This window comes from Bacteroidota bacterium (assembly GCA_039111535.1).
Lineage (GTDB): Bacteria > Bacteroidota > Rhodothermia > Rhodothermales > JAHQVL01 > JBCCIM01.
Window position 1 is genome coordinate 1 of sequence record JBCCIM010000270.1, and the last position, 6,768, is coordinate 6,768.

Consider the following 6,768-nt stretch of genomic DNA (forward strand, 5'->3'; position numbering starts at 1 on the left):
ATTAAATTACTTAGATGTGCAACGCATCAAGGTTTGGTTCTCTGTCTATATCCGTTTCCTCCACAGATACCAACCGCAATTCGCTTTAAGTTTAGCGTTCACAGGAACACCTGCGGCGCAAACAGATATGCCTCCGCACAACCACCAACTTTGTACAATGCCTTATGCCGGCCATTAGCGTATTTGATATGCTCAAGATCGGCGTCGGCCCCTCCAGTTCACACACCCTTGGTCCGTGGCGCGCCGTTCAGCGATGGCTCAAAGAACTAGAGAACGACGTCAACCTGGATGAAGTCACGCACATCCAGATTGCCCTCTACGGCTCGCTTGCCCTCACCGGCCGCGGCCACTGCACCGACAAAGCAGTTAGCCTTGCCCTGCTGGGCTACGATCCGGTAACCGTGCCTGTCGAAGAAATTGAGGCCATCCTCAACGACCTGCGCGACAAAAAATTCATCTCCCTTGGCAATGGCAGGGACATCCCGTTCGACCCCGACACCGATATCTGGTATCAAACGCGAGAAAAACTGCCATTCCATGCCAACGGCATGCGCTGCATCGCAACCGTGGGTGAAACGTCATACAAAGGCACCTATTATTCTGTTGGTGGCGGATTTGTTGTAAAAGATGGAGAGACGGAAGAAGGCACTGACGAAGTACAGCTGCCCTATCCGTGTGAGATTTCCAACCAGTTGCTTGGCCACTGCCAGACGCAAAATTTTGCAATTGCCGACATGGTTCATGCCAACGAGCTGACCTGGCGCACAGAAGCAGAGATCAAGGCGCACTTGATGCAAATCTGGCAAGTGATGAAAGAAGGCCTTTACAGAGGCTGTCATACCGATGGCACCCTCCCGGGCGGCCTCCAGGTAACCCGGCGCGCCAAAGGCATCTCCAGCAAACTACTCGATGGTACGGTGGCTCCGGATCCCGACGCATGGATCCAGCTTATTCGGTCGCGTAATTTCAACTTCCGCCAAACCCTGAAATGGGTATCGTGCTTTGCACTGGCAGTAAACGAGGAAAACGCGAGCCTGGGGCGCGTGGTCACAGCCCCAACTAATGGCGCCGCCGGCGTAATTCCTGCAGTTTTGATGTACCACGTATGTTTTGCAGAAGAAGAAGTGACCGACGGGGATATTGCCAAATACCTCATGGTTGCCGGAGAAATCGGCACATTCTTCAAAAAGCGCGCAACCATCTCTGCTGCCATGGGCGGATGCCAGGCTGAAATAGGCGTCTCTTCTGCCATGGCTGCTGCTGCCCTCACCGAAATCCAGGGCGGCACCGTGGCGCAATCTCTGATGGCTGCAGAAATAGCAATGGAGCACCACCTCGGACTCACGTGCGACCCCATCAAGGGCCTGGTGCAAGTCCCCTGCATCGAGCGCAATTCTATGGGGGCAATCAAAGCCATCAACGCTGCCGCCCTTGCCCTGGAAGGCAATCCGCAAGAAGCCAAGGTTTCACTGGACGACGTGATCCAGACGATGTGGGAAACTGCCAAAGACATGAACAGCAAATACAAAGAGACTTCGCAGGGTGGGTTGGCGGTGAACATCTCGGTGCGTGTGCCGGAGTGTTAGCGTAGAATTTAAGCTCAGCACACGTCCCAGGTTATGCCATGCTAAAACACCCGTCGGGTCTTGGAGACCCAACGGGTGTTTCACAAATGACGTATTCCATTGCAAAAACATACCCTCCCTCACCCATAAAACTCGGTATAAAAACTACGCTAATACACCACTGATTTCAAACCAGGATCTTCAGAAAAACCTTTGCTATCGAAGAGAAAATCGTTTCTTTTCAACTTTTAAAACGATGATTTGATATTTTGTGGATTCCACCCGCTTTGCCCCATGAATCCAGCAACTATCATGCTTCAGTCCAATCTCAGGTTTTCGTTTCTTCTTGCCTTCGTTTTGCTTTGCACGGCCGGCACCGTTTCAGCACAAGAAACCAGCGACTATACGAGCCGCTCCATTACAACAGAACAGGCCTCCAGCGACGCTGAAAAAGCAATGGGCGCTATCTCAGCACAGCTCCATGATGATATCTCACTTTCCCTCTGGGCATCCGATGCACTGGTAGCTGACCCCATCGCCCTGTTCATCGACAACCAGGGCCGCGCCTATTTTTCGAGAACCAACCGACAAAAAAACTCTGAGTTCGACATTCGCGGCCACCGGGACTGGATGACGCGCTCCATCGCACTCCGCACCGTTGAGGATCGCCGGGCGTTTTTGCATGATGAACTCTCCCCGGAGCGCAGCGAAAACAACAAGTGGCTCAAAGATGTGAATGGTGATGGCTCACGCGACTGGCGCGACCTTATCATCGAAAAAGAACATGTCTACAAAATCGAAGATACCGATGGTGATGGTATGGCAGATACCGGCCTCCGCATCGTTGACGACTTCAACGACGAAATCACCGATGTAGCCGGCGCTATTATGACGCACAACAACGACCTTTTTGTTGGCGTAGGCCCGGACATGTGGCGTATGCAAGACACCAACAACGACGGATTGATGGACGAAAAAACCTCCATCAGTCACGGATACGCAATACACATCGGGTTTAGTGGACACGGCATGTCAGGACTTATCATGGGACCAGATGGACGCGTCTACTGGGGCATCGGCGACATTGGTTTTCATGGTACAGACCAGACCGGTAAACTTTGGGATTACTCCAACCAGGGCGTGATTGCCCGTGCCAATCCTGATGGCACCGACTTCGAAATTTTTGCCGCAGGCCTCCGCAACACCCACGAATTTGCATTCGACGCCTATGGCAACATCATTAGCGTCGACAACGATGGCGACCACGCCGGCGAAAAGGAGCGGCTGGTGTATATCGTCAACGGCTCAGATAGCGGGTGGCGTACCAACTGGCAATTCGGCAAATATACCGACCCCGACAACAACGGCTACAAAGTCTGGATGGATGAGCAGCTCTTCAAGCCGCGGCATGAAGGACAGGCAGCGTATATCACCGCACCCATCGCCAACTACCACGCCGGCCCAACCGGACTCGCCTATAACCCTGGCACTGCATTGAGCGACGCCTGGCGAGACTATTTCTTTGTTTCAGAATTTCGCGGTTCGCCGGCCAACTCACACATTTACGCATTCAAGCTCAAGCCAGACGGCGCTTCTTTTGAACTGGAAAACGAAGAAACCGTTATCGGCGGCCTCCTCGCTACCGGTATCGAGTTTGGTCCGGATGGCGTTCTCTATGCCGCTGACTGGATCAACGGCTGGGGCACAAACAACAAAGGTCGGATTTGGAAACTGGATGTCAAAAATGATAAAGACACCGCACAGCGTGATTCCGTAAAAGCCCTGCTTGGTGCATCCTTCAGCGATAGCTCAACAGACGACCTCACTGATTTACTGATGCACCCAGACATGCGCGTACGGCAAAAGGCGCAGTTTGAACTGGCCGACCGCGGAGACGCCAAAACTTTTGCCAGCGTCCTCAAAAAGCAGGACGCTCAACTGGCACGTGTACATAGCATTTATGGATTAGGGCAGATAACACGGCACCATAATTCCAAGGCCGCCGATATGCTGCTGCCTTTGTTGACCGATGCTGACCCAGAAATCCGCGCCCAGGCGGCAAAACAACTGGGTGATTTGCGCTATGAAGGTGCAACCGACAAGCTCCTCCCCTTGCTCAAAGATGACTCTGCACGGGCGCGCTTCTTCGCTGCTGAAGCACTTGGCCGCATCGGAGCAACTTCAGCGACCAAGCCAATCATAGCCATGCTCGCTGCCAACAACGACGAAGATGCATTCCTCAGGCATGCGGGTAGCTTTGCGCTGGCAAGCATCGGCGACGCAAGAACCATCATTGGGCTTTCAGACCATACCTCCCCCGCTGTACGGATAGCTGCCGTTGTTGCGCTACGCAGAATGCAGCATACGGGTGTCGGGTACTTCCTCAATGATACGGACGAATACATCGTCACCGAAGCTGCGCGGGCCATCAACGATGACAAGTCTATTGAAGACGCCTTGCCAGCTTTGGCCAAAGTACTGGATGAAACACGATTCACAGGAGAGCCTCTGCTCCGCCGCGCCATCAATGCAAACCTGCGACTCGGGACGGCTGCACATGCCAACCGCGTAGCCGCTTTTGCCAGCCGTGACGACGCACCCGCAGACATGCGGGCAGAAGCCCTCGCAGCGCTGGGCGTGTGGCATAAACCCTCCGTGATGGATCGCGTAGACGGCACTTACCGGGGGCCCGTCGAACGTAATCCTGAAATTGCAACCGCAGCTTTTGAAGCAGTTGCGGCGGCCGTCTTGGGAGCCAATTCTCCGGAAGTCAAAATTGCAGCAACTTCTACAATCCAACGGCTAAATTACATGAATGCAGGGCCCGCGCTGCGTAATTTGCTCACAACCGATCCTGACGCCAGTGTCCGCGTTGCGGCATTGCAGGCACTGCACAAGTCCGGATCAGCGGACATTACCGCGCTCACACAAGGCGCATTGGCTGACACAGCCTCAGCAGTTCGTATGGCAGCACTGACCCTGATACCGGATCTCGATCTGACGCCTGCAACCAAGGTAGAGATGCTGTCCTCTGCATTTGAAGCCGGCAATACAACCGAGCAACAATTTGCCCTCGGCGCATTGGGCAAGCTAAAATCAGATCAAGCCAATGGTGTGCTTGAAGGTTTACTGGGTGCACTGGAAGCAGGTACCCTCAACCCGGGCATTAAGCTCGACCTCTCGAACGCGGTGACCCGCAGCGGCTCGACAGACTTACTCCGTCAGCTGCAAAACTATCAGGCCGCGCAGCCTTCCGATGACCCGCTCGTGAAATACAGCGAAGCCCTCGAAGGCGGGAATGCGGAGCGCGGCCAACGCATTTTCTACAGGAATGCAGCAGCCCAGTGTGCAAGGTGCCACAACGCCGGCGATGGCGGTGGAGAAATTGGTCCAAGTCTGGAAAACATCGGTGCCACCCGAAGTCGGGAAGAGCTGCTCATCTCGCTGGTAGACCCGAGTGCCGCGATATCCAATGGATATGGCCTCGTAACACTTACCTTTGCAGATGATACTTCAGTAACAGGTACCCTCGTCCACGAAGATGAGTCGTTCCTCGAAATCATCTCGGGTGATAGTGAGCCGGTGAAAATGGCCAAATCAGACATCAAGAAGCGGGTTGATGCACCTTCGAGCATGCCGGCAATGGGTAACATCCTTGTCAAACGAGACCTGCGAGACCTTGTCGAATTTTTAGCCGGACTCAAATAGTCCAACCTCAATCCATTAAAAAAGAAAGTATGTTGCGTATCCCTTTTGTTCGCAGGACGTTGTTTGTATGCGGATTCGTGTTGTTTTTCCTCATCGGGGCCACAACAAAGACAAACGCGCAGGAGATGGTGTATACGGGATACAGCGCTGGCGTCAGCTTGCAGGCTTATCCTGCCGGCATAATTGGCACCGCGAGGCTTTCGTACCAGCCGGGTATCAAACATGTGTTTAGCGGATATGGCGGCTTTAACACAACAGACCGACGCGATTGGGGCAAACACGACGATGAATCTGGTTCTGGGGCTGGATTTGGCCTGGCCTGGCACTACTATTTCAACATAGCGCCAGCCGGCTTCTACGCAGGCATACGGACCGACCTTTGGTTTCTCGCAATTGACTGGCGAGAAAACAACGGCGCAACGGGCACAACAGACATCACGGTCTTGCAACCCACGGCACAGCTAGGCTATACCTTCTTGCCCGGTGAAGGCACCTGGTTCTTTGACGCCAACGTTGCACTGGGCGCAGAAATCAATATCGAAACCGAGGGCGAAGACGTTGGTGAAGGGGCTATTTTGCTGATCGGAATTGGTGTAGGCTACCGCTTTTAAGCTTCCTTTCTCCTGCCAACTTCTTGTAGAGTTGATACTTTCGTTACAGGGAATTGAGAAACAGAAGATGAAATTACGTATGCTTCAGTAGCATATTACCCCTGTAAGCAATTGTCAAAGAGATAACCATGAGTGTAGCTGTAGCTTCGTGGATTTGGGGACTTGTTGCGCTGTATTTGGGGCTAGGCGTTCTGTTTGCCGTGCCTTTTATGCTGTTGCGACTCAAGAAAAGCGACCCGGATGCTGCTGGTGCAACCTGGGGCTTCAAATTGATTGTATTGCCGGGCGTTGTTTTGCTGTGGCCGGCCCTTGCCCGACGATGGATGGCCGGCATCGATGCACCACGCGAAGAACGCTCCCCCCACCGACAAACCTGATCACACCCCAACCCCCCAGGCTCACCCTTACCCCGCATTACCCATGAATAGACCCCTGAGAAAACGGCATAAGGTGATGATCATCCTCGTGTCGATTGTTGTACCGCTGCTTTTTGCAGCAGCCATAATGATCCGGCAACCCACCTTGCCTACCAACGACAACATCCCTGTACAATCCCCTACGCCTTAGCCACCAGTCAACACAAAACATCGTGGGACACGCATACCAGGCTGTCGGCTGGAACCGACAAAAACGCATTTACGACCTTACCCTTTGGGGCGGCATTGTGCTCTATCTCGGTCTGTTTATCGGGCTGGGCAGTGCTTTCCATCCAAATGCCACCGTAGAAACGCTGCTTATTCGAGGCCTTGCAACTGCTGCTTTCTTGCTGCTGCACATCATTCTTGTTATCGGGCCCCTCTGCCGGCTAAACCCAAAATTTCTGCCCCTGCTGTACAACCGGCTACACATGGGCGTGTCCATGTTTATACTTGCGCTGGCACATG

6 protein-coding genes are annotated in these 6,768 nt (G+C 53.5%); all 6 read left to right on the top strand.

Annotation, left to right across the window (positions count from 1 at the left end):
• Positions 1 to 164: 164 nt before the first annotated feature.
• The gene (locus AAF564_25030) at positions 165 to 1,586 is read left to right on the top strand and encodes an L-serine ammonia-lyase (GenBank protein MEM8488833.1); all 1,422 of its coding nucleotides are present in this window, start codon (positions 165 to 167) and stop codon (positions 1,584 to 1,586) included.
• Positions 1,587 to 1,859: 273 nt separating this feature from the next.
• Positions 1,860 to 5,273 (top strand): HEAT repeat domain-containing protein, encoded by a 3,414-nt coding sequence (locus AAF564_25035; GenBank protein MEM8488834.1) that lies wholly within the window; start codon positions 1,860 to 1,862, stop codon positions 5,271 to 5,273.
• 29 nt (positions 5,274 to 5,302) lie between these two features.
• On the top strand, positions 5,303 to 5,884 hold the full coding sequence (locus tag AAF564_25040; GenBank protein MEM8488835.1) for a hypothetical protein: 582 nt from the start codon (positions 5,303 to 5,305) through the stop codon (positions 5,882 to 5,884).
• 128 nt (positions 5,885 to 6,012) lie between these two features.
• Positions 6,013 to 6,261, top strand: a complete 249-nt coding sequence (locus AAF564_25045) for a hypothetical protein (GenBank protein ID MEM8488836.1) — start codon at positions 6,013 to 6,015, stop codon at positions 6,259 to 6,261.
• 43 nt (positions 6,262 to 6,304) lie between these two features.
• Positions 6,305 to 6,451, top strand: a complete 147-nt coding sequence (locus AAF564_25050; protein ID MEM8488837.1) for a hypothetical protein — start codon at positions 6,305 to 6,307, stop codon at positions 6,449 to 6,451.
• Positions 6,452 to 6,473: 22 nt separating this feature from the next.
• The coding region (locus tag AAF564_25055; GenBank protein MEM8488838.1) for a (2Fe-2S)-binding protein at positions 6,474 to 6,768 on the top strand (295 nt) is incomplete at its 3' end.

What these genes read in the sequence shown, in the direction of transcription:
- AAF564_25030 (MEM8488833.1), top strand. Translation starts at nt 165, where the DNA reads ATGCCGGCCATTAGCGTATTTGATATGCTCAAGATCGGCGTCGGCCCC.
- AAF564_25035 (MEM8488834.1), top strand. Translation starts at nt 1,860, where the DNA reads ATGAATCCAGCAACTATCATGCTTCAGTCCAATCTCAGGTTTTCGTTT.
- AAF564_25040 (MEM8488835.1), top strand. Translation starts at nt 5,303, where the DNA reads ATGTTGCGTATCCCTTTTGTTCGCAGGACGTTGTTTGTATGCGGATTC.
- AAF564_25045 (MEM8488836.1), top strand. Translation starts at nt 6,013, where the DNA reads ATGAGTGTAGCTGTAGCTTCGTGGATTTGGGGACTTGTTGCGCTGTAT.
- AAF564_25050 (MEM8488837.1), top strand. Translation starts at nt 6,305, where the DNA reads ATGAATAGACCCCTGAGAAAACGGCATAAGGTGATGATCATCCTCGTG.